The 26,747-nt window shown below is 74.5% G+C and carries 27 protein-coding genes; 11 read left to right on the forward strand and 16 right to left on the reverse strand.

The window, feature by feature from the left end; translation table 11 throughout:
- Window positions 1-335: 335 nt before the first annotated feature.
- The 9 genes from BJP25_RS25135 to BJP25_RS25175 form a co-directional block, all read right to left on the reverse strand.
- Window positions 336-776 carry an SRPBCC family protein gene (locus BJP25_RS25135; protein ID WP_075977440.1) on the reverse strand — a complete coding sequence of 147 codons (441 nt, stop codon included), beginning with the start codon at window positions 774-776 and terminating at the stop codon, window positions 336-338.
- Between the two features lie 33 nt (window positions 777-809).
- Window positions 810-1,499 (reverse strand): response regulator, encoded by a 690-nt coding sequence (locus tag BJP25_RS25140; protein WP_075977441.1) that lies wholly within the window; start codon window positions 1,497-1,499, stop codon window positions 810-812.
- Window positions 1,500-1,585: 86 nt separating this feature from the next.
- Window positions 1,586-2,134, reverse strand: coding sequence for a YbaK/EbsC family protein (locus BJP25_RS25145; protein ID WP_075977442.1), 549 nt, complete (start codon window positions 2,132-2,134; stop codon window positions 1,586-1,588).
- Window positions 2,135-2,144: 10 nt separating this feature from the next.
- A complete protein-coding gene (locus tag BJP25_RS25150) occupies window positions 2,145-2,870 on the reverse strand; it encodes an alpha/beta fold hydrolase (RefSeq protein ID WP_233158243.1) in 726 nt (241 codons plus the stop codon).
- Complete coding sequence (locus tag BJP25_RS25155; RefSeq protein ID WP_075977827.1) at window positions 2,867-3,166, reverse strand: DUF2516 family protein; 300 nt, start codon at window positions 3,164-3,166, stop codon at window positions 2,867-2,869. Before BJP25_RS25155 ends, BJP25_RS25150 begins: the two co-directional genes overlap by 4 nt.
- A 479-nt stretch (window positions 3,167-3,645) precedes the next feature.
- Complete coding sequence (locus BJP25_RS25160; RefSeq protein WP_075977443.1) at window positions 3,646-4,236, reverse strand: hypothetical protein; 591 nt, start codon at window positions 4,234-4,236, stop codon at window positions 3,646-3,648.
- 2 nt (window positions 4,237-4,238) lie between these two features.
- Window positions 4,239-4,685, reverse strand: a complete 447-nt coding sequence (locus BJP25_RS25165) for a helix-turn-helix domain-containing protein (RefSeq protein ID WP_198943594.1) — start codon at window positions 4,683-4,685, stop codon at window positions 4,239-4,241.
- A gap of 159 nt (window positions 4,686-4,844) precedes the next feature.
- Window positions 4,845-5,456, reverse strand: coding sequence for an AAA family ATPase (locus tag BJP25_RS25170; protein ID WP_075977829.1), 612 nt, complete (start codon window positions 5,454-5,456; stop codon window positions 4,845-4,847).
- 18 nt (window positions 5,457-5,474) lie between these two features.
- Window positions 5,475-5,852 (reverse strand): TFIIB-type zinc ribbon-containing protein, encoded by a 378-nt coding sequence (locus tag BJP25_RS25175; protein ID WP_075977444.1) that lies wholly within the window; start codon window positions 5,850-5,852, stop codon window positions 5,475-5,477.
- A 124-nt stretch (window positions 5,853-5,976) separates the two neighbouring features.
- Here BJP25_RS25175 and BJP25_RS25180 point away from each other — a divergent pair, with 124 nt between their 5' ends.
- The 4 genes from BJP25_RS25180 to BJP25_RS34360 all read left to right on the forward strand — a co-directional run bounded on the left by BJP25_RS25180 (window position 5,977) and on the right by BJP25_RS34360 (window position 10,942).
- A complete protein-coding gene (locus BJP25_RS25180; RefSeq protein ID WP_075977445.1) occupies window positions 5,977-6,744 on the forward strand; it encodes a 3-hydroxybutyrate dehydrogenase in 768 nt (255 codons plus the stop codon).
- A gap of 180 nt (window positions 6,745-6,924) precedes the next feature.
- Window positions 6,925-8,241: an MFS transporter gene (locus BJP25_RS25185; RefSeq protein ID WP_075977830.1), complete on the forward strand. Its 1,317-nt coding sequence runs from the start codon at window positions 6,925-6,927 to the stop codon at window positions 8,239-8,241.
- An 8-nt stretch (window positions 8,242-8,249) separates the two neighbouring features.
- Window positions 8,250-10,082, forward strand: a complete 1,833-nt coding sequence (locus BJP25_RS25190) for a helix-turn-helix domain-containing protein (protein WP_075977831.1) — start codon at window positions 8,250-8,252, stop codon at window positions 10,080-10,082.
- 113 nt (window positions 10,083-10,195) lie between these two features.
- Window positions 10,196-10,942, forward strand: coding sequence for a phytanoyl-CoA dioxygenase family protein (locus BJP25_RS34360; RefSeq protein WP_158075716.1), 747 nt, complete (start codon window positions 10,196-10,198; stop codon window positions 10,940-10,942).
- 97 nt (window positions 10,943-11,039) lie between these two features.
- Here the strand turns inward: BJP25_RS34360 and BJP25_RS25200 are convergent, their stop codons facing one another.
- From BJP25_RS25200 to BJP25_RS25215, 4 genes are all read right to left on the reverse strand, one after another.
- Window positions 11,040-13,331 (reverse strand): FtsX-like permease family protein, encoded by a 2,292-nt coding sequence (locus BJP25_RS25200; protein ID WP_084794476.1) that lies wholly within the window; start codon window positions 13,329-13,331, stop codon window positions 11,040-11,042.
- A complete protein-coding gene (locus BJP25_RS25205; protein ID WP_075977447.1) occupies window positions 13,328-14,029 on the reverse strand; it encodes an ABC transporter ATP-binding protein in 702 nt (233 codons plus the stop codon). Before BJP25_RS25205 ends, BJP25_RS25200 begins: the two co-directional genes overlap by 4 nt.
- Complete coding sequence (locus BJP25_RS25210; RefSeq protein WP_075977832.1) at window positions 14,026-14,550, reverse strand: PadR family transcriptional regulator; 525 nt, start codon at window positions 14,548-14,550, stop codon at window positions 14,026-14,028. Before BJP25_RS25210 ends, BJP25_RS25205 begins: the two co-directional genes overlap by 4 nt.
- A 190-nt stretch (window positions 14,551-14,740) precedes the next feature.
- Entirely contained in the window at window positions 14,741-15,907 is a 1,167-nt protein-coding gene (locus tag BJP25_RS25215) for a pyridoxal phosphate-dependent aminotransferase (protein ID WP_269844580.1), read from the reverse strand.
- 86 nt (window positions 15,908-15,993) lie between these two features.
- Here BJP25_RS25215 and BJP25_RS25220 point away from each other — a divergent pair, with 86 nt between their 5' ends.
- The 4 genes from BJP25_RS25220 (at window position 15,994) to BJP25_RS36345 (ending at window position 20,142) form a co-directional block, all read left to right on the forward strand.
- The gene (locus BJP25_RS25220; protein ID WP_084794578.1) at window positions 15,994-17,196 is read left to right on the forward strand and encodes a DUF445 domain-containing protein; all 1,203 of its coding nucleotides are present in this window, start codon (window positions 15,994-15,996) and stop codon (window positions 17,194-17,196) included.
- A 426-nt stretch (window positions 17,197-17,622) separates the two neighbouring features.
- Entirely contained in the window at window positions 17,623-18,183 is a 561-nt protein-coding gene (locus tag BJP25_RS25225) for an RNA polymerase sigma factor (protein WP_075977449.1), read from the forward strand.
- Between the two features lie 97 nt (window positions 18,184-18,280).
- Window positions 18,281-18,676: a hypothetical protein gene (locus BJP25_RS25230; RefSeq protein WP_075977450.1), complete on the forward strand. Its 396-nt coding sequence runs from the start codon at window positions 18,281-18,283 to the stop codon at window positions 18,674-18,676.
- The gene (locus tag BJP25_RS36345) at window positions 18,667-20,142 is read left to right on the forward strand and encodes a tetratricopeptide repeat protein (protein WP_075977451.1); all 1,476 of its coding nucleotides are present in this window, start codon (window positions 18,667-18,669) and stop codon (window positions 20,140-20,142) included. Before BJP25_RS25230 ends, BJP25_RS36345 begins: the two co-directional genes overlap by 10 nt.
- A gap of 571 nt (window positions 20,143-20,713) precedes the next feature.
- Here the strand turns inward: BJP25_RS36345 and BJP25_RS36350 are convergent.
- Window positions 20,714-21,790 (reverse strand): S8 family peptidase, encoded by a 1,077-nt coding sequence (locus BJP25_RS36350; RefSeq protein ID WP_143219291.1) that lies wholly within the window; start codon window positions 21,788-21,790, stop codon window positions 20,714-20,716.
- A 183-nt stretch (window positions 21,791-21,973) separates the two neighbouring features.
- Here BJP25_RS36350 and BJP25_RS25245 point away from each other — a divergent pair, with 183 nt between their 5' ends.
- Entirely contained in the window at window positions 21,974-22,855 is an 882-nt protein-coding gene (locus BJP25_RS25245; protein ID WP_143219292.1) for a hypothetical protein, read from the forward strand.
- A 481-nt stretch (window positions 22,856-23,336) separates the two neighbouring features.
- On the opposite strand, the gene BJP25_RS25250 is transcribed toward BJP25_RS25245, so the two are convergent.
- Window positions 23,337-24,341, reverse strand: a complete 1,005-nt coding sequence (locus tag BJP25_RS25250; RefSeq protein WP_075977454.1) for an aminotransferase-like domain-containing protein — start codon at window positions 24,339-24,341, stop codon at window positions 23,337-23,339.
- 61 nt (window positions 24,342-24,402) lie between these two features.
- Between BJP25_RS25250 and yczE the strand changes: the two genes are divergently transcribed.
- Both yczE and BJP25_RS25260 read left to right on the forward strand, forming a co-directional pair.
- Entirely contained in the window at window positions 24,403-25,044 is a 642-nt protein-coding gene (yczE, locus tag BJP25_RS33715) for a membrane protein YczE (RefSeq protein WP_075977455.1), read from the forward strand.
- Between the two features lie 163 nt (window positions 25,045-25,207).
- Window positions 25,208-26,233 (forward strand): calcium:proton antiporter, encoded by a 1,026-nt coding sequence (locus BJP25_RS25260; RefSeq protein ID WP_233158246.1) that lies wholly within the window; start codon window positions 25,208-25,210, stop codon window positions 26,231-26,233.
- Here BJP25_RS25260 and BJP25_RS25265 read toward each other — a convergent pair.
- The gene (locus BJP25_RS25265) at window positions 26,223-26,747 is read right to left on the reverse strand and encodes a Clp protease N-terminal domain-containing protein (protein ID WP_075977457.1); all 525 of its coding nucleotides are present in this window, start codon (window positions 26,745-26,747) and stop codon (window positions 26,223-26,225) included. The genes BJP25_RS25260 and BJP25_RS25265 overlap by 11 nt on opposite strands.

Raw genomic sequence — 26,747 nt, forward strand, 5'->3', positions numbered from 1 at the left:
CGGGACAGCGCGGGCGACCGCGCTCGGTCGCGTGTGGTCATGCGGGAATTCGGTTGCCCGACGGTGGACGGGCGCGGGATCGTATTGCCCATGAACACGGGGGAGAACACCACGCACGCGCACCACGACCACTCCGACGACCGGGAATGGGTTTGACCGGGGGTCACCGGCCGCACCGGTGGAGGAAAGGGCCACATTCCCGGCCTGCCTGACGCACTGACAACAACGACGACCGAACTGGTTCTTTTCCGAGTGGCGCTGCCGCGCCCGGGGGAATGGAACCGGAAATGACAAGAGCGCGAGGGCATGCCCTCGCGCTCTTGTCGATCAGCGGGTCAGGACGAGAGGCGGGCGTCGAGCTTGGCGAGCAGTTCCTCGTGGATGCGCTTGAGGCCCGCGGGGGCGAAGGTGCGCTCGAAGAAGCCGCCGATGCCGTTGGCGCCCTCCCAGGTGGTGACGACGCGGACGGAGGAGGCGTCGTCGGTGCCGTCGACGGTCCAGGTGGTGACCAGGGTGGAGTTGCGGTCCTGCTCGACCAGCGTGCCCGGCTGGGGCTCGGAGACGTCCAGCAGGCAGTCGCGGACGCGCTTCTTGGTGGCCTGCAACTTCCAGTGCACGACCGTGCCCGCGCCGGTGCCGCCCTCGCGCACCTCGTACTCGCTGTAGTTGTCGGGCAGGACCTGCCCGCGCACCCCGGAGTAGTCCGCCACCGCAGCCCGCACCCGCTCCACGGGGAGGGCGAAGCTCCGCTGAGCCACCGCCTGCACCTGGTTCATGCCCGCAGGGTACCCAGCGCGGACCCCGGGTGATCAGTCGAGCAGGCCCGCGCGCTGGGCGAGGACGGCGGCGGTGACGCGGTTGGCGCAGCCGGTGGCGGCCAGGATCTCCGAGACGTAGCCGCGCACCGTGGAGTCGGACAGGCGCAGCTCCTCGGCGATCTCGCTGTTGCTGCGGCCCATGCCCACCAGGCGCAGGACGTCCTGCAGGCGGGCGGAGAGCCGGGCGACCTCGGCCGCGGCGCCGATCCGGTCGAGGTGGTGGCTGGCCAGGTGGCCCATGAGGTCGTGGGTGAGGGCGGGGTCGAGCACCGCGCCGCCCTTGGCCGCCACCCGCACCGCGCGCACCAGCTCGGCGGGGTCGACGTGCTTGAGCAGGAAGCCCTTGGCGCCCAGCTGCAGGGCGGTGGCGACGGCCTGGTCGGCGTTGAAGGTGGTCAGCACCACCACGGCCGGGGCCTTGGGCACCCGGCGCAGCTCGCGCAGGGTGTCCAGGCCGTCCATCCGCGGCATCCGCAGGTCGAGCAGCAGGACGTCGAGGTCGGCGGTGCGCACCAGCTCCAGCGCCTCGGTGCCGTCCGCGCCCTCGGCCACCACCAGCACGTCCGGGGCCGACCCGAGGATCTTGCCGACGAACGTGCGGGCCATCGCCTCGTCGTCGACGACGCCGACCCGGATGACCGCCCTGGCCGTGTCCACGCCACCCTCCAGCTGCGCCGTCATCTGCCTCTCCTCACTCGGTCGTCAGCAGTGATGGGACCCGAAACAGCCATATCGGGACAACCGACGAAGGTAGGTTCCCGCCGATGTCACCCGACCGGACGGCCCAACCCGTCGACCACCTCGGCCGACGACAGGGCGGCCAGCAGGTCGCCGGGGACGAACAGCTTGCTGCCCCGGACCCCGCTGCCCACGACCAGCTCAGGGGCCCGCGCGACCGCCGCGTCGACCAGCACCGGCCACCCCGCGGGCAACCCGATCGGGGTGATCCCGCCGTACTCCATGCCGCTCTCGCCCACCGCCCGGTCCATCGGCGCGAAAGACGCCTTGCGCACGCCGAGGTGCCTGCGCGCCACGCCGTTGACGTCGGCCCGGGCGGTCGCCAGCACCACGCACGCCGCCATCCGCTCCGCCTCGCCGCGCTTGCCCAGGACGACCACGCAGTTCGCCCCCGCCGACAGCGGGCTGCCGTAGTGCGCGGAGAACTCGGCGGTGTCGGCCAGCCCCGGGTCGATCTCCGCCACGCCCACCCGGGCGGCGTCGAGCCCGGCCAGCGCCCGCGCCACGGGCGCCGCGAGCAGGTCAGGCCGCTCCAGGGCGGGCACGACGGTCAGGCTGCCTGCGATGCTCCAGCTCACGGCCCCGAGGCTAGCCCGCCAGGTGCTTCACGATGACGTCCCGCACCTCGCGCCGGTGGGTCACCAGCGGGGCGGCCGAGTCGAACCGCACGAGCCGGGCGCGGGGGAAGGCGGCGACGACCTCCTCAGCGGCGCTCACCGGGTGCAGGGGGTCGCCGGTGGCCGCGACGACCAGCACGTCCGCGGTGACACCCGCCAGCGCCGACGGGTCGGGCACCGGCACCTGCTCGGCCACCGCGCGCAGGGCGGGCGCGAGCCGCAGCAGGGCACCGGTGCGGTCGTCGGCGTAGGAACCGGTCCCGGCGGGCAGACCAGCGGAAACGAGCTCGCGCAAGCGTTCGCGGTCCCCCGCCTCCGCCGCGTCGGCCATGGCCAGCACCAGCTCGGCCGACCCAGCGGCCCGGGGCTCCGACAGCGCGGCCGGGAAGAGCAGCACGAGCCGATCGAGGGCCCGCGGGTCGTCGACGAGGGCGGCGCAGAGGACGGCCGCGCCCAGGGACACCCCGATGGCCCGGGTGTGCCCGGCCAGGAAGGGCGCCACGTCGCGGGCGAGGACCGGGTAGTGCCAGCAACCGACCTCGGCGTCCGGGGCGTCGGCGTGCGAGGGCAGCGTCAGGACCGTGCGGGTGCCCGCCACCCCCGACGCGGGGATGCGCGCCTCCCCCGCCGTGGCCCCCAACCCCGGCACCACCAGCGTGCGCGGCTCACCGGCCCCCAGCGGACGGGCCAGGATCACCAGCCGCCGCCACCACCGCGCTGCACCTCGATCAACCGCGGCCGCACGTCGACGATGTACACCAGCGCCGCCACCAGCCCCGCCATCCAGAACAACCAGGCGAACCCCGCCACCACCACCAGCAGCAACGCCGCGGCGGCACCCCCGGTGATCCCCACCCACGCGGGCTTGGTCATCCGGTCCGCCGCCGAGTACGCCTCCGCCCGCTGCAACAGCGCGTGGATGAACGCGAACGCCCCCACGGGCACCGACGCCCAGTAGATGAGCTGCAGGATCAGAACGGCGAGAACGGGCACCACGCCAGCCTACGTGCGAACCGGTCACGTCCACCACACACGGGCGGCCCGGTGGGACCGGGGTCGCAGCACGTACCGCGCCGCTGGGGCTGGTTCGGTCTCGTCGGGGTGGGGACCGGCATGGGTGGCCCGGTCAGGCGAATGCCTCTTCGCCACTGCCCAACCCCCCACAACCCACGCTGGCGCGGGGGTAACCCGGCAAAGGGGACCCCTGTTTTCAACGTTACCGGCGGGGAGCGACAAAACCCGACCCCCACCGAAAGGCTGTGGACAACTCAGCCGGCTCAGCTCACGCCGCCGGACACCGCGCCCTTCCCGCCCTTCCTTCTCGGCCCACGGCGCAACCCTTCTTTGGTCACGGCGCAGCCACCTACGCAGCGGAAAGCCCGGCTACGACAATGCTCGATGCGGTGGTCGACACGGCAGCAGACACAGAACGGCCCCCCGGAGCAGAACTCCGGGGGGCCGTCCCAGAAACATCACTTGTCGCCGGCAGGCGCCTTGCGCGCGGCGGTCGCGTTCGAGCTGCGGGACGCGGCGGCGGTCTTGTTGGCGGCCTTGCGGGTGGTGCTGCGGACCTCGTGGGCGGCCTCGGCGCCGACCTCCTCGACGGCCTCGGCGACGTTCTCGGTGAGGTCCTCGGTGGCCCTGGCGGCCTTCTCGCCCAGGGAGCGGGTGCGGAAGGTGACCTTGGACAGCACGTCGCCGGCGACACCGGCGGCGCGGGCCTGGGCGGCCTCGATGGCCTCCTCCAGCTGCTTGACCTGGGGCTGCTCGCGCAGCTTGTCCAGGGCGTCCTCGCCCTGCTCGCTGAGCTTCTGGTAGAGGGTCAGCGCGGCGCTGGTGTAGGCGTCGAGCAGCTTGCGCAGCTCGGCCGGGTCCAGCTTCTCGCGCAGGCCCGCGACCTCGGCGGGCAGCTCCTCCACGGCGCCGCGGGCGGACTCCGCGCGCTCCTTGGCCTTGGCGAAGGCGTCGGCCACGGCCTTGGCGGCCAGGTCGCCCGCGCCGAGCACGGCCAGCAGCGGGGCGGGCAGCGCGGTCTTGTCGGTGGTCTTCTCGGTGGTGGTCATGATCACTCCTCGGGGTCCGCTCGTCCTGTCGTGTCCACATCGGACCCCTCCGGTGTGGACGGCTCGGCCTGCGCGCGGTCGTTCTCGCGCCGGAAGGACTCGTACACGTCCAGCAGGACCTGCTTCTGGCGCTCGGTCAGCTCGACGTCGGCGCGCACCGCGTCGGCGACCGCACCCCCGACCGGGCGGTCGAGGATGCCCGCCTGCACGTACAGCGCCTCGGCGGAGATCCGCAGCCCCTTGGCGATCTGCTGCAGGATCTCGGCGCTCGGCTTGCGCAGGCCGCGTTCGATCTGGCTCAGGTACGGGTTGGAGACGCCCGCGAGCTTGGACAGCTGCCGCAGCGAGATCTTCGCGCTGCTGCGCTGCTGCTTGATGTACTCACCGATGTCGCGGCCCAGGTCGGCGACCTTGTCGATCGCCGTGGGCTCGCCGCCGGTGTCGCCCATCGCGCCTCTCCTCCTCGTGCCCCACCGACGCTACGCCGTCGTGCTAGCAGTTGCAAGCGGAGTGCTAGCAGAGGTGCGGGGGGTCACAAGGCGGGCCTCACTGCCCGTCGTCCGTGCCTACCGGATGGGGTACCACCTGGCAGAACGGGTGAAACCGGGCTAGAGGCGGGCCAGGACCCAGGCGGCGACCGCGGCGGCGGTGGCGTCCGGGGCGGCGTCGGTGGTGTCGAGCAGGGTCATCGGCGCCCGGGGGTCGTCGGCGTGCGCCTTGACCCAGGCGTTGAAGCGGAGCATGTCCTCGACGCGCTCGTCGTCCTGCCACTCGCGCCAGGCGGGGCGGGCCTTGAGGCGGGCGCGCAGCGCGTCGTCGTCGGCGACGAGGGCGAGGTAGTGGATGCCGCTGAACAGCGCGCGCTCGGGCAGGCGCTCGAACTGCGGGGGCGCGACGGTGCCGCACAGCACGGTCGGGCGGCCGGACTGGTGGATGACGGCGAGCATCCGCAGCCACGTCTTGCGGAACGCGGCGAAGTCGTCGGCCGGGTCCTGGTGCGCGTCGACCCACAGCACGTCCTGCTCCAGCACCACCGCCCGATCACCGAGCAGGGCGGGCAGGCGGGCGCACACCGTCGACTTGCCGGTGCCGCTGGGCCCGGTCAGCGCGAACACCGGGAGCCTGCGGAACGGCTCCCGGTGCCCGCACGCCGCGCACACCAGCTCATCGGCCGCCACCCACGGCGCGTCGGTCCACTCGCCGCACGCGGGGCAGATCATGGGGTTCACGGCCCGACCTCAGTCGAAGAGGTCTTCCAGGAAGCTCTTGCGGCGCTTGTGGCCGTGGTGGCCGTACCCGGGGGGCGAGTCGCGGTAGCCCGCGCGGTGGCCGTACCCGGGCGGGGAGTCGCGGTACCCGGGGGGCGAGTCCCGGTAGTACTGCTGCTGCGGCGGCGGGTAGTGACCGCCCTGGGGCGGGTAGTGGCCGCCCTGGGGCGGGTACGCCGGGCCCGGCTGGTAGGCCGCGGGCGCGCCGTAGTGCCGCGTCTCCGCCGTCGACATGGCCTCCAGCTCGCCGTGGTCGAGGAAGATGCCGCGGCAGCCCTGGCACTGCTCGATGTGCACCCCGTGGCGCTCCACGGTGATCATCGCGTTTTGACACTTCGGACAAATCACAGATCACAGGGTACGCATCCGACCACCCCAGCGGGGGCATGTGGGACACAACCACAAAGCACCGGCGCCTTGTGGGCCGCACACCCATGGTCGGAGCCGACCGACAACCCTACCGTTGTCGACCATGACGAGTGGCCCGGATCACAACGAAGCGCTGGCGGGGCGGACCGCCCTGGTCACCGGCGCGGCGAGCGGCATCGGCCTGGCCTGCGCGCACGCGCTCGCCGCGGCGGGCGCCAAGGTGCACGTGGTCGACCGGGACGAGGTCGGCGCGCGGCGCGCCGCCGAGGAGGTCGGCGGCTGGGCGCACGCGGTCGACCTGTCCGACCCCGCCGCGGTCGACGCGCTGCCCACCGAGGTGGACGTGCTGGTCAACAACGCCGGGTTGCAGCACGTGGCGCCGCTGCACGAGTTCCCCGTGGAGCGGTTCACCCACCTGCAGCAGGTGATGGTGACCGCGCCGTTCCTGCTCATCCGGCGCGCGCTGCCGCACATGTACGGGCAGCGCTGGGGCCGGGTGGTCAACCTGTCCAGCGTGCACGGACTGCGGGCCAGCGCCTTCAAGGCCGGGTACGTCACCGCCAAGCACGCCCTGGAGGGCCTGTCCAAGGTCACCGCCGTCGAGGGCGCGCCGCACGGGGTCACCAGCAACTGCGTCAACCCCGGGTTCGTCGACACCCCGCTGGTCGCCGGGCAGGTCGCCGACCAGGCCAGGCGGCACGGCGTCCCCGAGGACGAGGTCGTCGCGAAGGTGCTGCTCGACCGGGCCCCGCTCAAGCGGCTCATCGACCCCGCCGACGTCGCCTCCCTGGTCGTCTGGCTCTGCGGCCCGCACGCTGGCCACGTCACCGGCGCCTCCCTGCCCGTCGACGGCGGCTGGACAGCGAACTAGAAGATTCCCCCCGCCACCCGCCCCCACGTCCCCGCCCGGCATCGTCCCCGGCCGCCGTGGACGGCCTGCGGTTCCCCTGGCCCGGCTCGCACCGTTCCCGGCCTGCGTTGGCGGTCCGCGGGACGCGTTCGACCTCGAAGCCCTGCACGTCCCTCCCCGCCCAGGAAAGTGGTGACCGCGATGACGGCGACGCAGCCGACGTCCAGAACCAGCAGCTCGAAGTTCGTCCGCATCGTCGGCGCCAGCCTGATCGGCACGACGATCGAGTGGTACGACTTCTTCCTCTACTCCTCGGCCGCGGCCCTGGTGTTCAACAAGCTGTTCTTCCCCACCGCCGACCCGCTCACCGGCACCCTGCTGGCCTTCCTCACCTACGCCATCGGGTTCCTCGCCCGGCCCATCGGCGGGCTGGTGTTCGGCCACTTCGGCGACAAGCTCGGGCGCAAGAAGCTGCTCGTGCTCAGCCTGCTGCTCATGGGCGGGTCCACCTTCGCCATGGGCCTGCTGCCCACCTACGCGGCCATCGGCGTCGGCGCGCCGCTGCTGCTGACCCTGCTGCGGCTGGTGCAGGGCTTCGCGCTCGGCGGCGAGTGGGGCGGGGCGGTGCTCATCGTCTCCGAGCACGGCGACGACCGCCGCCGCGGCTTCTGGGCGTCCTGGCCGCAGTGCGGCGCCCCGGGCGGCAACCTGCTGGCCACCGCCGTGCTGGCGGTGCTCTCCGCGGTGCAGACCGACGAGGCGTTCAACTCCTGGGGCTGGCGCGTGCCGTTCCTGCTCTCCGGCGTGCTGGTGGTCATGGGCCTGTGGATCCGGCTAACCGTCAGCGAGTCGCCGGTGTTCCTCGCCGCCGCGGCCAAGGCCGAGCAGCGCGCGCACGTGCCGGTCGTCGAGGTGTTCCGGCGCAACTGGCGCGAGGTGCTGGTGACCATCGGCGCCCGGATGGCCGAGAACGTCTCCTACTACGTGCTGACCGCGTTCATCCTCGTCTACGTCACCACCGGGCTCGGCCTGGCGCGCGGCGTCGGCCTCACCGCGGTGATGGTGGGCTCGGCGGTGCACTTCGCGTCGATCCCGCTGTGGGGCGCGCTGTCGGACAAGCTGGGCCGCCGCCCGGTGTACCTGTTCGGCGCGATCGCGATGGCGGTGTGGTCGTTCGCCTTCTTCGCCCTGCTGGACAGCCGCTCCACACCGGTGATCGTGCTGGCTGCCACCGTCGGGCTGGTGCTGCACGGGGCGATGTACGGGCCGCAGGCGGCGTTCATGTCCGAGCAGTACCCGACCCGGGTCCGCTACACCGGGCTGTCGGTGGGCGGGCAGCTGTCGTCGATCGCGGCGGGCGCGGTGGCCCCGCTCGTCGCGGTGGCACTGTTCCAGCACTACAAGTCCACCCTCCCGGTGTCGCTGTACGTCGTCGCCATGTGCGCGCTGACGGTGGTGGCGCTGCTGGCCGCGCGGGAGACGGCGGGCACCTCGCTGGCCGCCGAGCGCGCCCGCTGAGTGGCACCATCCCCGGTGTGGACGCCCGCGACGCCGTGACCGACCTGCTGGAGCTGCTGGCCGCGGGCGCCCCCGCCGAGGACCTGTCCGCCGTCGCCGCGCGGGCCGGGCTGGCCGGGGCCGACCTGGCCGCCGTCGAACGGGCGGTGTCCTCGGCGCTGCGGGTGCGCAGGCGGCTGGTGTCGCACCGGCGGCGCGAGGCGGAGCTGGTGGCGCTGTTCGACACCGCGGGCGACCTGGCCCGGCTGCGCGACACCGACGCGGTCCTCCGCTCGATCGTGCACCGGGCCAGGATGCTGCTCGGGGTGGACGTGTCCTACCTGACCCTGAACGACGAGCGCGCGGGCAAGACCCACATGCGGGTCACCGACGGGTCGGTGTCGGCGCTGTTCCAGCAGGTGCAGCTGGGCATGGGCGAGGGCCTGGGCGGGCTGGTGGCGCAGACCTCGCGCCCCTACGCCACCCGCGACTACTTCGCCGACCCCCGCTTCCACCACACCGACCCCATCGACTCCTCGGTCGCCGACGAGGGGCTGGCGGCGATCCTGGGCGTGCCGCTGACCTCCGGCGGCCGCGTCACCGGGGTGCTCTACGCCGCCGACCGCACGCCCCGCGACTTCTCCCCCGACGAGGTGGCGCTGCTGTCCTCGCTGGCCGACCACGCCGCCATCGCCATCGACACCGCGCGGCTGCTGGACTCCACCCGCGCCGCCGTCGCCGACCTCAACGCCGCCAACGCGACCATCTCCGGGCACGTCTCCGCGCTGCGCCAGGCCGCCGAGGCGCACGACAAGCTCATGGACCTGGTGCTGCGCGGCGGCGACGTCGACTCGGTGGCGCGGGCGCTGGCGTCGGTGCTCGGCGGGGCCATCGCCGTGCACGACGCCGACGGGGCGGTGCTGGCGCGGGTGGGCGACGCGGCCGGGCCGTTCCCGGTGGACGCCTCGGGGCGCGCGGAACTGGTCGACGGGTCGTGGGTGTGCGCGGTGCAGGCGGGCCCGGAGGTGCTGGGCAGCCTGGTGCTGTCCGGGTGCGCGGAGCTCCAGGACGCCGACCGGCGCTTCTTCGAGCGCGCGGGGGTGGTGACGGCGCTGTTGCTGCTGCTGCGCCGCTCCGTCGCCGCCGCCGAGGACGAGGTGCGCGGGGAACTGCTGTCGGACCTGCTGACCGCGCCCGACCGCAACCCCGCGGGCCTGCTGGCGCGCGCCTCGCGGCTGGGGGTGGACCTGTCGGCGCCGCACGCGGTGCTCGTGTGCTCGGCGCCGGACGTGTCGCGGCGGCGGCTGGCCGGGGTGGCCACCCGCTACGGCGGCCTCGTCGGCATCCACGCCGACCAGGTCGTCGTCGTCACCCCGCAGGGTCCGAGCCCCGGGCAGGTGGCCGCGGAGCTGGGCACCGCGCTGGACGCGCCCGTCACCGTCGGCGCGGGCGCGCCCGCCGCGGGCGTCGCGGCCCTGGTGGCGGCGCACGACGAGGCCGCCCGGTGCGTGCGGGCGCTGCTGGCGCTGGGCCGGGCGGGCACCGGGGCGGCGCTGGCCGACCTCGGCTTCGTCGGGCTGCTGCTGGGCAGCGACCGCTCGCCCACCGCCTACGTCGAGGCCACCCTGGGCCCGGTGCTGGCCTACGACGCCCGGCGCGGCACCGACCTGCTGGCCACCCTGGACGCGTACTTCACCGCGGGCAGCAACCTCACCAGGGCCAAGGACCTGCTGCACGTCCACGTGAACACCGTCGTGCAGCGGCTGGACCGCATCGCGACCCTGCTCGGCGCGGACTGGCAGGCCCCCGAGCGGGCGCTGGAGATCCAGCTCGCGCTGCGGCTGCACCGGCTCGCCGGGTGAGCCAACCCCGTGGGAAGTCAACGGAAACGGCCGCGTACCCGTTCATCTCCCCGCAGCGGTGGGCCACGCGGGTGGTCCAGCACGCGGTTCCGCGTCCTCATCAGGTGAATCCGGTGGCACGGGTGCCCCGCGTGGGCTACACCGGAGGGGTGCACGAGGTGCTTTCGGAGCTGGGGGTGCGCGCCGACCTGCTGGCGCCCCAGCAGCTGGTGGAGCTGGACGAGCTGGGCTACTGCCGGTTCGACTCGTTCCTCGGCCCCGGGCAGGTCGACGCCGCGCTGGCGGAGCTGGCGCGGCTGCTGGCGCGCGCCGGTCGCCAGGGCGGCACCCTGCACCTCAAGGGCCTGCTGGAGGCGGGCCCGGTGTTCGACGCGCTGTGGCTGCGGCCGCGGCTGCTGGCCGCCGTCCGGCACCTGCTCGGCCCGGAGTTCCGCATCGACGAGGTGCGCTACCGGGCGGGCACCCCCGACCACGGCGGGCAGGCCCTGCACGTCGACACCGCGGAGCGGGCCGGGCCGGGGCGCTGGCAGGTGTGCACGGCGATCGTCGCGCTGGCGGACTTCACCCCGCGCAACGGCTCCACCCGGGTCGTGCCCGGCTCCCACCTCGACCACAACTTCCGCCCGCCGCGCGGCCACGACCCCCACCCCGACGAGGTGCGGCTGGTCGGCCCGGCGGGCACGGCGTGGCTGTTCAACTCACACCTGTGGCACTCCGGCACGCGCAACGACTCGCCCGACCCCCGCCACGCCGTCCTCGTCGGGTTCCACCGCCGGGGCGCGGCCACCACGCTGTTCGGCGAGCAGCCCACCGACGGCACCACCGACCGCCTGGGCAGCGCGGCCTACCTGCTGATGTGACGGGGCGACCTCACCGCGCCGCCTCTCCCGCGGCACGGCGAGGCCCCGGGTGGCGGGCCCCCGACCCCGCCACCCGGGGCGTCCCCCCGGCCCAGCGCTACTCGGTGCGCAGGGAGGTCAACCGGGTCGCGCCGCGCAGGAACGGCAGCGTGACCGCCGAGACGAGCAGCCCCAGCACCGCCGCGCTCGCGGTCAGCACCAGGATCCCCGCCCAGTCGACCACCAGCGACGCGCTGGACAGGCTCAGCACCAGCGCGGACAGGCCCACCCCGGTGCCCACCGCGATCACCACGCCGAGCCCGATCGGCACCGCGATCTGCCACAGCAGCGACCGCGCCAGCGCCCCCGTCGGCACCCCGCTCGCGGCCAGCACCGCCAGCGGCCTGCGCCGCTCGCGGATGTGCTCCAGGGCCAGCACGAGCAGGCTCACCCCGGCCAGCAGCAGCGTGAACACCGAGCCGCCGAGCAGGGCCCGGCGCACCGCCAGGTACGTCTCCTGGTTGACGCTCAACGACGTCGCGGTGTTCTCCGCGAAGCCGTACACCCGCCACTGCAACGGGCCCACCGCGGCGTAGAGGCGGTCGGGGGCGTCCCGGTCCTCGGGGTCCACCTCCACCTCCACCGTGGGGTACCCCTGCGCCTCGGGCACCAGCACGTCGCCGCCCGCGGCGGCGAACACCGAGTTGACCTGCGGCCGGTCCGGGCCCGGGGGCACCGGGCGGATGGCGGGCACCGTCCACGCCGCGACCGCCCGGTAGTCTTCTGCCCGCTCGTCCCAGGTCAGCACGCTGAGCCGCTTGCCCTCGACGGCCACGCTGGGCAGCCCCTGACCCCTGCTGAACAGCTGGCCCGGCGCGCAGTCGCGGACGCCGAACAGCTCCGCGATCGACGCGCAGGACAGCACCGAGACGCTGTCGAGGTCCTCCCGGCCGGTGCCGACCAGGACGTTGTCCACCCGGTACGCGCTGCGCACGCCCGCCACCCCGACCGCCCGGCGCTGCACGTCGTCGGCCACCGACGCCTCGGCGAACAGGTGCACCAGCGACGGCGCCTGCTCTCCCCCGGCGCCGATGTCCCGCACGTCGAACTCGTCGGCGAAGGAGGCCAGCACGCCCTGCAGCGCGATCGCGCCCGCCAGCACCACGGCCACACCGCCGACGACCCGCGCCGAGGTGCCGCTGTCGAGCTGCAACCGCCGGATCGCCAGCTGCCAGGACGTCGGGCCGCCGCGCATCCGCGACACCGAGCGCTCCACCACCCACGGCAGCAGCACCGGCACGCCCACCAGCACCAACGCGGCCCCGGAGGCGATGCTCACCGCCCACAGGGTGTGGTCGGACCCCACCCCGCCGTGCCACACCAGCAGCGCCACGCCGAGCGCGACCAGCGCCAACCGCCACACCACGCGGCGCTTGACCGGCTTGCTGAACCGCACCACCCCCAGCGGCTCGATGATCGTGCGGCGCAGCGCGAACTGGGCGGTCAGCACCGCCAGCACGGGCACCACCAGCACCACGAGCGCCGCCAGCCACCACTCCGGCACCAGGTCCTCGGGGTAGGCGCCCGCCCCGAAGAGGGTCACCCCGCCCGCCAGCTGCCTGCCCAGCAGGAACAGCACCGTGCCCAGCACCAGCCCGGCCACCGCGCTCACCAGCGCCTCGGCGGCGGCGATCCGGCGCACCTGCGTGCTGCCCGACCCGACCAGGCGCAGCGCGGACAGCCTGCGGTCGCGCTCGGCGCCCGCGATGCGGGTGCTGGCCGCGGTGAAGATGAACACCGGCGTCAGCAGCGCCACCAAGCCGACGAGGATGATCAGCAGGATGGCCGGGTCCAGCTCGCGCGGGGTCGGCGGCCTGCCGTAGGAGTACACCGACCCCGTGCTGCCGTCGGTCAGCACCGCCGCGTCGGCGCCCACGTAGGCCACCAGGTCACCGGGGTCGCCCACGCCCGAGCGGTCGATCGTGCCGACCACCTGCTGCGGGAGCCGGTCGCGCAGCAGCCCCGACCCCGGCTCCGCCATCAGCTCCCCCATCGCGGGCGAGACCCACATCTGCCCCGGCAGCGGCAGCGCCGAGATGCCCGGCGGCACCGGCGAGGTGTCCCCGGTGGGGTGCACGTAGCGCAGCACCAGGTCGTGCCCCGCGTAGTCGGTCGACACCACCCGCACGCCCAGCGGCGCCACCCCCGCCACCGGCTGCTCGTTGCCCACCAGGGCGCTGCTCCTGACCTTGCGGGCGTCGGACGCGGGCCCCACGGAGGCCGCGAGCAGCAGCACCGCCACCGCGATGCCCACCCCGACCGCGCTCAACCCGAACCGGGCCAGCGAGGTCCGGCCACCCCCGACGGCCAGCCGGACCCCGATGGCCAGGTCGTTCAGCCAGGCCCTCACGACACCAGCTCCGGCTCCCTGGTCCGCCCGTCGCGGACCACGACCTCCCGGTCGGAGTAGGCGGCCACCCTGGCCTCGTGGGTCACCAGCACCACCGCGGCCCCGGTCTCGCGGGCGGTGCCCACCAGCAGCCGCATCACCTGCTCGCCGTTGAGCGAGTCCAGCGCGCCGGTCGGCTCGTCGGCGAAGACCACCTTCGGCCGGGTCACCAGCGCCCGCGCCACCGCGGCGCGCTGGCCCTGGCCGCCGGAGACCTCCCCCGGCCGCTTGCCCGCCAGCTCCGCGATCCCCATGCGCTCCAGCCAGCCCGCCGCCTCCGCCTCGGCCACCCGGCGCTTGGTGCCGCCGAGCCGCATCGGCAGCGCCACGTTCTCCAGGCAGGTCAGCTCGGGCACGAGCTGGCCGAACTGGAAGACGAAGCCGAACTCGCCGCGGCGCAGCGCGCTGCGCTCCCGGTCGCCCATCGCGGCGAGGTCGCGGCCCGCGTAGACCACCGACCCCGAGTCCGGCGCCACGATGCCCGCCAGGCAGTGCAGCAGGGTCGACTTGCCGGACCCGGACGGGCCCATCACGGCCACGACCTCCCCGGCGCGCACCGACATCCCGGCGCCGTCGAGCGCGGGCGTGCTGCCGAAGGACTTGCGCAGGTCGACGCCGCGGAGCAGGGGCTGCTCGGCGGGCGCCCCGGTGCCGCTCACGCGCCCACCTGCTCGGCCAGGTCGGCCAGCCGGGCCGCGGTCAGCTCCAGCCAGCGCAGGTCCGCCTCCAGGTGGAACAGCGCGTGGTCGCAGATGAGCTGGTCGGCCAGGTCGCCGTCCTGCTTGCGGGCGGTCAGCTCGCGCATGACCTTCAGGTGCGCGGCCCGCTGCGAGTCCAGCACCTCCTCGGCGCTGCGCCCGGACATCAGCGCCAGCACCACCTTCGTGTACAGGGTGCTCTGCAGGTACACCTGCGGCTTCTCCGGCGTGACGAGCCACTCCCCCACGTCGGTGACACCGGCGTCGGTGATGGCGTACCGCTTGCGCTCCGGGCCACCCCCCGCCTCGGTGCCGCTCTCCACGACGAGCCCGTTGCGCAGCAGGCGGGAGAGCGTCGAGTACACCTGCCCGTAGGCCAGCGGCCGGTCGTGCCCGAACCGCTCGTCGTAGGCCCGCTTGAGGTCGTAGCCGTGCCTCGGGCCGGTCTCCAGCAGCCCGAGCAAGGCGTGTCCGATTGACATGCCCCGCACTCTACAGCACGTGTATACACACGACGAATAGGCCACTCAGCAGGCGCAGAGACAGAACGGGTGCCCCACGGGGTCCTGACGGCCGTCCTCTCCGCCGCCGTCCACCTCGCCATCAGGCGGGAGTGGGACCGCCTCACGATCTGCCCGGCCGACGAGTGCCGCTGGGCCGGGGCCCGGTCGGCTACCCCAGCTTGGCCAGGCGGGCGACCGCCTCGTCCAGGACCTCGTCCTTCTTGCAGAAGGCGAAGCGGACCAGGTGCTTCCACCGCTCCGGCGAATCCGTGAACACCTGGAGCGGCACCGCGGCGACACCCGCGCGCTCGGGCAGGGCGTAGCAGAACTCCACCCCGTCGTCGTAGCCCAAGGGGCGGATGTCGGCGCACACGAAGTAGGTGCCCTCCGCCTGCCGCACCCCGAAGCCCGCCGCGGCCAGCCCGGCCGACAGGCGGGTGCGCTTGGCGGCCAGGGAGTCGCGCAGGCCCGCCACCCAGGGGCCCTCGGTGCGCAGGGCGTGCGCCACCGCGGGCTGGAAGGGCGCCCCGCCGACGAAGGTCAGGAACTGCTTGGCGGCCCGCACCGCCGCCACCAGCTCGCGCGGGCCGCACACCCAGCCGATCTTCCAGCCGGTGCAGTTGAAGCTCTTGCCCGCGCTGGAGATGGTCAGGGTGCGCTCGGCCATGCCCGGCAGGGTCGCGAGCGGGACGTGGGCGCGGCCGTCGAAGACCAGGTCCTCGTAGACCTCGTCGGTGATGGCCAGCAGGTCGTGCTCGACGCACACCTCGGCCACCGCCGCCAGCTCGGCCTCGGTGAACACAGAGCCGGTGGGGTTGTGCGGGGTGTTGACCAGCACGACCTTCGTCCTGGGCGTCACCGCAGCCCGCAGCGCCTCGGCGGACAGCCCGAACCGACCCGACTCCTCCTCCACCAGCGGCACGACCACCCTGGTCGCACCGGCCAGGGCCACCGACGCCGCGTAGGAGTCGTAGTACGGCTCGAACAGCACCACCTCGTCGCCCGCCTGCACCAGCGCCAGCAGCGACGCCGCGATGGCCTCGGTCGCGCCCACCGTGACCAGGATCTCCCCGGCCGGGTCGTAGGCCGTCCCGTAGCGCGCTCGGCTCTCGGAGATGGCCGCCAGCAGCTCCGGCCTGCCCGGCCCCGGCGGGTACTGGTTGACCCCCGAGGCGATGGCTTCCTGGGCCGCGGCCAGCATCGCGGCCGGGCCGTCGGTGTCCGGGAAGCCCTGGCCCAGGTTGACCGCGCCGTGCCGCACGGCCAGTGCGGTCATCTCCGCGAAGATCGTCGAGGTGAACGGCTGCAGTCGGGGTACCAGCGGTGTCGGGGGCACAAGAGCGCATCCTCACGGAGAATGGGCCCGTGGAGCAACTGAGCCCGGTCCCCGGTGAGGCCGAGAAGCGCCGCGCGCTGCGCCGGATGAAGGGCGTCGCCCTGGCCTTCTTCGGCGCGGCGACCCTCATCTTCCTGGGCGCGGTGCTGTGGCCGGACCCCCCGGCGTGGGTCGGCTACGTGCGCGCCGCCGCCGAGGCGGGCATGGTCGGCGCCCTGGCCGACTGGTTCGCCGTGACCGCGCTGTTCCGCAGGCCGCTGGGCCTGCCCATCCCGCACACGGCGATCATCCCCACCAAGAAGGACGCGCTGGGCGAGAGCCTGGGCGACTTCGTCGGCACCAACTTCCTGGCCGAGGACGTCGTCCGCGACCGCCTGCGCCGGGTCGGCGTGGCGGGCAGGCTCGGCGGGTGGCTGGCCCAGCCGGACAACGCCGAGCGGGTCACCTCGGAGCTGTCCACCGTGCTGCGCGGCGCCGTCGCGGTGCTGCGCGACGAGGACGTGCAGGCGGTGATGGAGCAGGCGGTGGTCCGCAAGGTCGTCGACGTCCCTTGGGGGCCGCCGCTGGGCAAGCTCCTGCAGCGGGTCATGGCCGACGGCACCCACCACCGGCTCGTCGACCTGATCTGCGACCAGGCCTACGAGTGGGTCAGCCGCAACCAGGACCTGGTCGAGGGCGTGGTGTCGAAGCGGGCTCCTTCCTGGTCGCCGAAGTTCGTCGACAACCTGGTGGCCGACCGGGTGTACGAGGAGGTCCTGACCTTCGCCTGGAACGTCAAGACCGACCTCAACCACCCGATGCGGCTCGCGGTGGACAAGTTCCTGCACGAGTTCGCGGGCCAGCTCCAGTCCGACCCGAAGGTGATGGCCCGCGCCGAGCAGGTCAAGCACCAGGTGCTCGACCACCCCGAGGTGCGCAAGGTCATCGGCTCGGCCTGGACCACGGCCAAGCGCCTGCTGCTCGACGCCGCCGAGGACCCCTCCAGCGAGCTGCGCACCCGGGTGCGCACCGCCTTGGTCTCCCTCGGCGGCAAGCTCTCCGGCGACACCGACCTGCGCCGCAAGGCCGACGGCTGGGTGGAGGGCGCCGCCGCGTACGTGGTCCTCAACTACCGCGCCGAGATCACCACGCTGATCACCGACACGGTCCGCCGCTGGGACGCGGAGGAGACGTCGAAGAAGATCGAGTTGCAGGTGGGTCGGGACCTCCAGTTCATCCGCATCAACGGAACGGTGGTGGGTGCGCTCGCCGGGCTGGTGATCTACAGCGTGGCCCAGCTGATCAGCTGAGGTCCACCGGGCGGTTCCGGCTGTGGATGGGTTGGCGGGCTGTGGATCAGTTGTGCACAGGGGCCGTCGGTTGTGCACAGGCTGGTGTGGACCGATGGGCTTCGTCGGCCCGTTTGCGTAGCGTGAAAGCAGGGGTCCCCTGGGAGGGGACCCCTGCTTGGGCTTGAGGGTTATTGCTGTTGTGGAGGATTCCAGGCCGAGGGGTTGGCACTGGGGCATTGGTTGGTTGGGGAGATGCGGCGTTGGTGGTGCTGCTGGAGTGCGGGTGTGGCGGCTGCCTTGCGGGAGTGGGGTTCGTGGGTGGTGGGCGTCCAGGTTGAGGCGGGTGGGGGTGGCGGGGGTGGTGATCACACGTTTGCGTGACGGGGGGATCGGAGCGGTGGGGGCGGGGGTCTCAGGGGGCGAAACGACAGGAAGGGGAGAGCGGTGGACGTGGGTGGCGTGGTGATCCGTGCGGCCGGGGGTGATCAAGGGGCGTGGCGGGAGTTGGTGGGGCGGTACTCCGGGATGGTGTGGGCGGTGGCCCGTGCGCACCGGTTGGGCAGTGCCGATGCCGCTGATGTCAGCCAGGCGACGTGGGTGGCGTTGGCCGAGGGGATCGGGGGGTTGCGGGCGCCGGAGCGGGTGGGGGCGTGGTTGGCGACCACGGCTCGGCGGGAGTGCTTGCGCGTGATCCGGGAGGGGCGGCGGGAGGCGTTGACGGCGGAGTGGCATTCGGTGCCGGACGTCGATGAGCGGTGGCGGCCGGAAGAGGTGGTGTTGAGGACGGACCGGGATGACGTGTTGTGGCGGGCGTTCGGTTCCCTGGGGGAGCGGTGCAGGCGGTTGTTGGGGTTGCACGCTTTCGCGCCTGAATTGAGCCGGGCGGAGTTGGCGGGGGCTTTGGGGTTGGCGGGCAGCGGGCTGAGCAAGACCAAGACGCGGTGCTTGGACGTGCTGCGGCGGCGGCTCGCGGTGATGGGACTGCCGGAAGAAGCGGCCGGATGAGCGGGACAACCGCCGCCGAGGGAGATGGCGGAATGAAGGACATCGAACTGACCCGATCCTGTTTCACAGCGACGAATTCGCTGACGGGGGCGACGGAATGAGGGACGTCGAACTGCTCGGGGAATTGCGACGGGTATTGGCGGCCGTGGATCCGGTGCCTGCTGGCGTCGTCGACGCCGCTGTCACGGCGGGGGGCTTGCTCGGGGTGGAGTGGTCAGGCTTCGAGTTGAGCGAGGTGGAGGTTCCCGTGCTGCGAGGCCGTTCGCGGGGGTGGGCCCTGGGGACGGAGTTCGCGGTGTTCGTGGGCGAGCGGGTGACGGGGATCGTCGGGGCGGGGCTTGGCGTGGAACGGGTGGAGATGCAGACGCCCGCCGGGAGTTCGGTGTTCGCGGTTGATCGGTGGGGGAGCTTCGAGGGGGCTGCCCTGCCGGGGCGGGCGCGGTTCGTGCTGTGGCGGGGCGACGGTGGGGCGATGGTGTCGTCGTGGGTGTGACGTGGGCGGGTCTGCACGCGGACGCGTTGCGGCACCAGGAGAGCGGGGAGCCGCTCGTCGCGCGGCGGTGGGCCGAGCGGGCTGTTTCAGCGGCTGAAACGCGCCGGGAGCGAGCGCGGTCGGAGCTGGTGCTCGCGTGGGTGCTGCACCGGTTGGGCGAGGACGCCACGGCGTTGGACCTCGCCGCCGGGGTTGTCGAGGAAGACCTTGTGGCGCAGCGGGAGTGCGTCGTCGGTCTGATCCACTGTGGAGCGGGGCGGTACGCGGAGGCCTATGGCGCTCTGGTCCTGGCCCGGGGTGGGGTCGAGGGCAAGTGGCTGGCCAATGCGTTGGTGGGACTCGGCGTCGCGGCGGGGAAGCTGGGGAAGCACAGCGAGGGCGTGGCGGCGATGCGCGAGGCCGTGGACATCTACGCCGGTCTGGGCGAGGTCGAGCGCGCCGCGACGTGCTTGCACAACCTCGGGTTCCTGGAGGCGGAGGCGGGTGATCACGCCGCCGCCCTGCGGCACTACGAGCGGTCGGGCGTCGACGAGCGGAAGTGGCCTGAGGTGCTGGTCGACCGGGCCCGTTCCCTCGTCGCGGTCGGACTCGCGGAGGACGCCGAGCGGGCGCTGGTGAGGGCCGAGGTGCTGCTGGGCGCGGCTGGTCGGCAGACGGCGCTGGCCGACGCCCGCCGGGCCCGCGACGAGCACGTTCCGCGTGTTGAGACGCCCGATGAGCGGCACCTGCTGGCCGCCGCGGGCGAGGGGGTCACCGTGCTGGTCGAGCGGGGCGAGTCGCTGTACGCGTGCACCGCGGCGGGCGAGCGGGTCGTGGGGGTGGCGGCGGAGGTCACCGAGGCAGGTGAGGGGTTCCGGCGGTTGGGCGTGGTGGCGGTGCACTCGGGGTGGGACATCGGGCCGATTGGCACTCGCTTCCGGGGGATCGTGGGGGTGGAGGGCGGGGTGGTCGTGCCGACGCCGGGGTTGGCCGACCTGCCCTGGGGGCTGCTGGGGGACGTGGTGGTGGCGCCGTCGCTGGGCGAGCACCTGGCCGCGCGGGAGGTGGCGGATCGGCCCGGGCCTTGGGTGGGGATCGCGGGGCCGGGGTTGCCGGGGGCGGCGGAGGAGGTCCGGGCCCTGGCGGAGGCGCACGGGGGCGTGGCGCTGGTGGAGCCGACCGTGGCGGAGGCGGTGGAGGCGATCGGCTTCGCGGGTCGGCTGCACATCGCCGCCCACGGCTTCGCCCGCCCGGGGGCGACGGGGATCGAACTGGCGGGCGGGACGCTGCGGCCGCACCACGTGACCGGGCGGGGGCCGTCGGAGGTCGTGCTGGCGGTCTGCGAGGTGGGCAAGCCGCACGGGTTCCCCCGCGCGTTCCTGCGCGCGGGGGCGCGGCGGGTGGTCGGGAGCCCGCTGCCGGTGCCGGACCGGCTCCTGCGCGGCGCCCGCCCGGGGTACGCGGGGTTCGCGGTGGTCGGCGCATGACGGGACGGTGCTGCGGCGGCTCGGGACCGGTGGCCGGCCGACGTCGCGACTCGGGTGGACGGGGATGGCGGCGTTGCGCGGGCGGGGCAGGGTGGAGGGCGGTGGGTGGGCCGCCGCCGCGCGGGCGGGCGGGCAGCGAGGGCAAGGCAGCGCGGGCGGAGCAAGGCGGCGTGGGGCAGGGCGGTGCAGGACGGGTGACGTGCGGTGGCGGCGCAGGGCGGACAGCGGCCGAGCTGGCGGGCAGCCGCTCAGCGGAAGGGCAGCCGCCGGTAGGTGGGCTGCCGCAGAGGTTGGGGCGAGCGGTGACCGGTAGGTGGTTAGCCGCCTCGCGGACTGCGGCGTCATGCACCAGCTCTGGGGAACCGGGTAGGTGCGCCGAGGGCGAGGCCGGCGGGACCGCGAGCCGACGGGCGAGCTGCGGGGTGGCGGGAGGGAGTTCGCCGGTGGTGCTGGGGGCCTGCGCGCAGGGGCGCGGAGGGGTGCAACGCGGGTGAGACCGCGGTGGGTCGCGTGAAGCGTGAGTGGAGGGTGGGCCGGGGCGTGGGGGGGTGCGCGGCTCAGGTGGGGGCGGTCAGGGGTGGTGGGTGGGGGACGGGGCTGGGCGGGCTCGGGGGATGTGGGGGGTGGTGCTGGCGATCGTGGTGGCTATCTCGGCGGCGGCGTGGGGGGCGGCGAAGGAGGTGCCGGTCCACAAGGCCGCGCCGTAGTGGTGGTGGCCGTTGTGGAGGTGGACGTGGCTGCTGAGGACGTCGACGCCGGGGGCGAGGCGGTCGAGCCAGGGGCCGTGGTTGGAGAAGGGGGCGCGGGTGCCGTCGGGGTTGGCGGCTCCGACGGCGGTGACGGTGGGGAGGGCCGCGGGCCAGAAGGGGCGGGTGGTGCCCGCGTTGCCCGCTGCGGCGACGACCTCGGTGCGGGGGAAGCGGGAGAGGGCTGCTTCGAGGACCGGGGGGCAGCGGTCGTCGGGGGTGGGGCAGCCCGCGGTGAGGACGATGACGTGGGGGTGGGGGCGGCGGGACTCGCGGAGGAGGGCGGCGGCGAGGGCGCGGTCGTCGGTGAGGCCGTGGGGGGTGAGGGTGCGGTGGACGCGGAGGGTGGCGCCGGGGGCGGTGCGCAGGACGACGCCTGCGACGAAGGTGCCGTGGGCGGCTTGGCGGTCGGCTCGGCCGTCGTGGTCGGTGTCGAGCAGTTCGGGGGTGGTGGGGTCGAACCAGGGGCGGTCGGCGAACCAGGGGTGGGGGTCGAGGCCGGTGTCGAACAGGGTGATCACCACCGGTGGTGACCAGGTGCCCGGGGGCGGGGCGGGGGGCATCGGCGCGGGGCGGGGGACGGCGCCGGTGCCGTGCAGGACCGGGGTGCCGACGAGGTGGACGTGGTTGGCCGCCACCGGGACGCGGGGGCGGGTGTCGCCCGCTATCCGCACGCAGTCCGCCGCCACCGACGGGCGCAATCTCAGCACCACCGGATCGTCGGTTTCGACGGTGTCGACCCACCTTTCCAGAATGGCCAGGGCGGCCCCGAGGTGGCGGCGGGCGACGAGCAGCTGGCCGCGGCGCACCAGGCTCTCCGCGCGCCCGCCGGGGTCGTGCGCGGTCAGGCCCGGGAGGCGTTCGGCCAGTTCACCGAGGGCGCCGGGGTGCTGTGTGTGCACACCGGACACCCTGCCGCCGCGGTCGGGGCGGCGCGCGCACAGGCGGGCGGGGTCACCCGGACCGGTGAATTGCACCCACGGTGATCATCGTCTCCATTCGGCCCACCGCCGCGGTGCCGTTCTCCGTCTTTCCGGGTGGAAGGCGCGCCACTAAGGTGCGAATGGGAGATCGGGTGCCCGATAGTGGACCGGTCGCCCCCGCCTGCCGCGACGGTGGGCCGGGCGGCCTCGGGCGACCGGCGGGACGAGATGGCGCGGGTGGTGGCGATGGCGGACAGGTCTCGGCGGCGGTCCCGCGCCGTGCTGCGCCTGCTCGTCACCGGCACGCTCGCCCTGCTCGGCTGGTTCGCGCTGGCGGGCACCGCCGCCGCCGACGCGCAGACCGGCACCCAGGAGCAGTCCGGCGGTGGCCTGCTCGGCGTCGTCGGCGACGTCCTCGGCGGGGTCACCCAGGGCATCGTCGTCCCCGTGCTGGACACCACCGTCGGCGTCGTCAGCGGTGTGGTGAACGGCATCGCGGACACCGCGGGCAGCGTGCTCAACCCGGGCGGGGCGGCACCGCCCGACGAACCGCCGGTGTTCACCCTGCCGGACCTCACCCCGCCCGCGGTGGACCCCGTCCCGTTGCCCACGCCCGTCCCGCCGACCGCCCCCGCGCCGGTCGTCGCTCCCCCCGCCCCGGTGCGGGTCGAGGAGCCCGCACCCGCCGCACCGGTGCGGGTTGCGCCGCAGCCCGCGCGGCACAGGGTGGCGCAGCAGCAGGCCGAGACCGCGCCCGCCCCGGCACCCGTCGCCGCGCCCGTCGCGGAGCCGCAGCCCGGTGCCGTCGCGGCACCCGAGCCGCCGGACGCGCCGCACTGGCCGCAGGCGCCGACCGCGCCCGCCGCGCCGTCCTCGGCCGCGCAGGCCGGGCACGACACCGGCAACCAGGTCCGCGGCGCCCTGCAGGGCGTCCTGGGCGCGCGCGCCCCGGCCGCGCCGACCGCCGCGGGCAGCCCGGCGGCGGAGCGGTTCCAGGCCCCCAGCGGCACCGCCGCGGGCCTGCCCGCCTGCTCACCCGACTGACACCGGGTCCCACGGGACAGCCTTGCCCGGCGCACCGCGCCCGGGCCGTCCCCCGCACCCCCGCAGTCCAGCAGTCCTCCCCACCAGGTTTCCCGAACGGCCGACCGCGCCCGGCCGGTTCGGGGACCGGCCCCGGGCGCCGCGATGCCCCCGCGGCGCCCGGGGCTCCCGCCCTCGGACGCGCTCCCGATTCGGCACAACGAGGGGCTGTGCCGGTTGACCTCGGGCGCGCGACCAGGGTCCGGAGTGCGCTGGGTGGCGTGGTCGGCACCGAAAGGTCCAGACGACTACGCCATCCAGCGCACTACTTTGTAGCGGTTGGACCCCCGCTGAGGCCAGTCACACCACCGGGTTGGGTCCGGCACCCGCCAGTCCCCCGCCTCGCCCCGACCGCGCCCGGGCGGGCGGGCACGGCTGTTGACCAGCCCCGTTGCCGCCGGGGCGCCGACCCCGGCCCGCGCCGAGCCCGCCGCGACGACCTTCAGGGGATGACCCGCGCGGGCGGGGTCAGGCCACGGGGATGAGGCCGGGTTGGGTGGGGGCGGGGCGCTCGCCGCGCAGCCGAGCGGTGGCGAGGGCCAACCGGCGGACCGCTTCGGCCAGGCGCTCCGGCGGGAGGGTGTAGGGCAGGCGGAGCCAGTTCTCCAGGCCGCCGTGGACGCTGAAGCGGGAGCCGGGTGCGGCGCAGCAGGGCGCCCAGCCGCTCGCGGTCGGCGGCGGGCAGCCTGCGACCGGTGGGGTTGTGGAAGTCCAGCACGAAGTAGGCCAACCGGGGGGCGGCCTGGCGCAGCGCCGCGGCGGTGCCCTCCAGGTCCCACCCGCGCTCGCCCAGCGGCACCGGGACGGGGGTGGCGTGCGCGGCCCGGACGGCGTCGATGGCGTTGGGGTAGGTGGGCTGCTCGACGAGCACGCGGTCACCCGGACCGGTGAGCGCGTGCAGGACCAGGGCGAGCGCGTGGTGGGCGCCGTTGGTGACGATCACCTGGTCGGGGTCGGTGGGCAGGCCCCGCTGGGTGAACCGGTCGGCCAGGCGCTCGCGCAGCAGGTCGTGGCCGCGCTCGTGGTAGCCGTGCCCGGCCAGCTCGGCGGGCAGGGCGGCGCGGACGCGGTCGAAGGCGGCCAGGAGTTCCGGCACGGCGGCCCCCGCGGCGCGGGCGAGGTCGAGCGGCTGCGCGCCGGGGGTCTGCCCCCGCAGGGCCGCGGCGGGCAGCTCGGTCCAGGTGCCCGACCCGCGCCTGCTCGCGGCGAAGCCCTCCTGGCGCAGCAGCTCCCAGGCCGCGCCCACCAGGGTGCGGCTGACGCCCAGGGCCGCCGCCAGCTCCCGCTCGGCGGGCAGCGTGGTGCCCGGGGGCAGCCTGCCGTCGAGCACCAGCCTGCGCACCCCGGCGGCCAGGCCCGCCGAGCCCAGCCGGGTGCCGTCGTCGCGCCAGCGGCCCAGCAGGGACACGAGCCTGCGGGCGGTGACGCGGCCAATCTGCGCGGTCATGAGGCCAATTGTGCGGGATTGGCCGTCGAAGTCCAGGCCAACCGGCGGTCACGATGGGGCCATGACAGCAGTGGACGTCCGGTCGGTGCCGGTGCGGGTCAGCCCCGCCCGGCGGCTCCCGCAGCTCGTGGGCGGGTTGGTGCTCTACGGGGCCAGCATGGCGATGCAGATCCGCGCGGCGCTGGGCCTGGCGCCCTGGGACGTGCTGCACGAGGCGCTGAACAAGCGCACCGGGCTGAGCTTCGGCACCATCACCGCGATCACCAGCGTGGGGGTGCTGCTGTGCTGGCTGCCGCTGCGCCAGCGGCTCGGCGTGGGCACGGTGGCCAACGTGGTGCTCATCTCGGTGTCGGTGGACGCGGCGCTGTGGCTGATCAGCACCCCGGGGTCGGTGGTCGGCAGGCTCGCGCTGCTCGTCGGCGGGATCGTCCTCAATGGATTCGCCACCGCCGCCTACATCGGCGCCCGGCTCGGCCCCGGCCCGCGCGACGGGCTGATGACCGGGCTCAGCGCGCGCACCGGGTGGCCGCTGCGGTGGGTGCGCACCGGCATCGAACTGGTGGTGCTCGCCACGGGCTGGGTGCTCGGCGGGACCGCGGGTCTCGGGACCGCCTTGTACGCCTTGGGGATCGGCCCGCTCGCGCAAGCCTTCCTGCCTCTGGTCTCCTGGCAGCCCCCAGCCCCGAGGGAGGACGGGCACTAGGGCGCACTCCCGCCGCCCCGGGCGCCGGACCGGAGGTGGTGCGGCCCCGGGGCGAGGACGACCCGCCCCCTGCCGCGAAAGCACCTAGTGTTGGGGTGTGAACCAGAAGACGACCACACCCACCCTCCCGAGATGGAGCCTGGCCGTCCCACCCGCCGCCGCCGTGGTGCTGGCCGCGTCCTGGGGGCGTGACCTCGGCACGATCCTGCTCGTCCTGGTCTGCCTCGGCCTCGGCGGCGCGGTCACCGCCGCGGTGCACCACGCCGAGGTCGTGGCGCACCGCGTCGGGGAGCCGTTCGGCACGCTGATCCTCGCCGTCGCGGTCACCGTCATCGAGGTCGCGCTGATCGTGACGCTGATGGCCTCCGGCGGCGAGAAGGCGAGCACCCTGGCCAGGGACACCGTGTTCGCCGCGGTGATGATCACGACGAACGGCATCGTCGGCGTGTCGCTGCTGGTCGGCTCGCTGCGGCACAAGGTCCAGGAGTTCCGCGCGCACGCCTCCGGTGGCGCGCTCGCGGTGATCCTGGCGCTGGCGACGCTGAGCCTGGTGCTGCCGACCTTCACCACCACCACCGCGGGCCAGACCTTCTCCGGCGCGCAGCTCGCCTTCGCGGGGGTGGTGTCGCTGGTGCTCTACGGCGTGTTCGTCTTCGTGCAGACGGTCCGCCACCGCGACTACTTCCTGCCGAAGAACAGCACGTCCGAGGACGACCACGCCGCCGCGCCGAGCAACCGCACCACCTGGGTCAGCCTGGGCCTGCTGCTGCTGTGCCTGGTGGCGGTGGTCGGCCTGGCCAAGACCGTCTCGCCGACGCTGGAGTCGGCGGTGGAGTCCATCGGGGCGCCGCTGTCGTTCGTCGGCGTGGTGATCGCGCTGCTGGTGCTGCTGCCGGAGACGGTGGCCGCCGTGCGGGCCTCGCTGCGCGACCGGTTGCAGGTCAGCCTCAACCTGGCGCTGGGCTCGGGGATGGCCAGCATTGGGCTGACGATCCCGGCCATCGCGATCGCGTCGATCTTCCTGTCCGGGCCGCTGGTGCTGGGCCTGGACCCCAAGGAGATGGTGCTGCTGGTGCTCACCGCGGCGGTCAGCACGCTGACGATGGTCACCGGCCGGGCCACGCTGCTCCAGGCCACCGTGCACCTGGTGCTGTTCAGCTCGTTCGTGTTCCTGGCGATCACGCCCTAGCCAGGGCCGCCAGCACCGGGCGGGTGACCCCGGCCGAGGACAGCACGTCGGCGGCCGGGCCGCCGGTGCGCAGCACGGCCAGCAGCAGGTGCGCGTCCTCGATGGCGCCGCCGCCGAGCTCGCGCACCTCCAGCAGGCTGCGCTGGAGGACCAGCTTGGTCTCCGGCGCCACCGGCACCCGGCCGGACCGCCGCCGCGGGCGCGGCACGGCGAGCGCGCCCTCGCCGTGCGCGCGCTCGACGGCGGCGACGACCGCGTCGACGTCGATGCCCAGGTCGCCCAGCGCCTCGGCGTCCGAGGTGGACAGACCACCGCGGCGGCGGGCCAGCTCGACGCGCTCCCTGGCCGACTCCGGGGTGATGCCGCGGGCGGCGAGGAAGGCGGCCGTGCCCGCGTTGCCCAGCACCCCGAGCAGCAGGTGCTCGGGGGTGAGCCGGTCGGCACCCTCCTCGGTGGCCGCCAGCACCCCGCCGCGGACGGCCGCGCGCGCCGACCGGCTGAACCGCTCGAACAT

The sequence above is a fragment of the Actinokineospora bangkokensis genome (assembly GCF_001940455.1).
GTDB lineage: Bacteria > Actinomycetota > Actinomycetes > Mycobacteriales > Pseudonocardiaceae > Actinokineospora > Actinokineospora bangkokensis.